This is a genomic window from Methanobacterium sp. (genome assembly GCF_016217785.1).
Taxonomy (GTDB): Archaea; Methanobacteriota; Methanobacteria; order Methanobacteriales; family Methanobacteriaceae; genus Methanobacterium.
Window position 1 is genome coordinate 1 of the sequence record NZ_JACRGA010000024.1, and the last position, 1,210, is coordinate 1,210.

Annotated in this window: 2 protein-coding genes; one reads left to right on the top strand and one right to left on the bottom strand. The window is 36.0% G+C overall.

Features of this window, described 5'->3' with window-relative positions:
* Nucleotides 1-205, bottom strand: a 205-nt coding sequence (locus tag HY987_RS09350) for a hypothetical protein (RefSeq protein ID WP_292757887.1), incomplete at its 3' end; no start/stop codon positions are given.
* Nucleotides 206-524: 319 nt separating this feature from the next.
* Between HY987_RS09350 and HY987_RS09355 the strand changes: the two genes are divergently transcribed.
* On the top strand, nt 525-1,210 hold a 686-nt coding region (locus HY987_RS09355; protein WP_292757889.1), incomplete at its 3' end, for a DUF3375 family protein.

Consider the following 1,210-nt stretch of genomic DNA (forward strand, 5'->3'; position numbering starts at 1 on the left):
TCCAGTCAATGAGTCTGTTTAGAAACATGGCAGCAGAACGTGCGCCTACCATTGCAACTATTATCCAGAAGATTTTATCTAATGAAGGGATTCCCCTTGCTGATAGTATTGCGCCCATAAAGGCAAAGGGAAGGGCAAAGACAGTGTGGGAGAACTTTATCATCTCAAGGATAACCCGTGTCTTTTCAAAAATGTTAACCATCAAATAAAAGATAACCCAAAATAAAGAAAAAGGCAAAGGGAAAAAAATAAGGAAGAGCAAAAGACCTTGACAGGAAGGAGGCTGCGGTTTAGAATAATGCAACTGGAGTCGTTCCTACTTCAACTAAAGGAAGGGACAGTATCCAGATGCGGAATATCTAAAATACTTCAGATATCACTCTAATTTTAGGGGGATATCCGAACTCAAGTGCGGATATGAACAAGTTGGCAGCAACCCTAAAACGACAGTACTTCGTGGACAGCAGCGCAGTTAATTGAGAGCAGACGATTATTCTTAAATTTGTTACTATATGTAAAGTAAAATGACTTTTGAAAAAATATACCAACTACTCAATGCAAACACGACAGTTAAACTGATAACTGCCGTCAATGCCCCATTGATAATTAGTTTTCTTTTCAAATCATACAAACAGAATAATCTCATTACCATTTCAGAGAAAGACCTCACTACTCTTTTATCTGACCATCTTTACCTCATTAACCAAACTGAAAATAAATATTCGAGGCAGCCCAAAGAATATTTAACCGACTGGACAAATTCAGGTTTTCTCAGAAAATATTTTCAGAACACAGATGAACCAATTTACGAGTTAACACCAGCGACAGAAAATGCTTTGAAATGGATTGACGATTTAGACAAACCTGAGTTTGTTGGAACAGAATCACGATTAAAAAATCTTTTTGAAAAACTCAAAGAATTATCTTCCAAAGCCAAAGGAGATTTTACAACAAGAATTCGAGAATTAGAAGTGAAGAAGAAAGCAGTTGAAATGGAAATTGAAAATGTGAAGCATGGAAAAATGGATGTGCTTGACGACAGGCAAATTAAGGAGCATTATTTTCTGATAGAAGAAACTGCAAAATATTTGTTGGCAGATTTCAGACAAGTAGAACAAAATTTTCGTGACTTAGACAGGAAATTCAGAAAAAAAATAATTACCACAAGTCAGACCAAAGGAAAAGTATTAGAAGAACTTTTTCAGCAGCA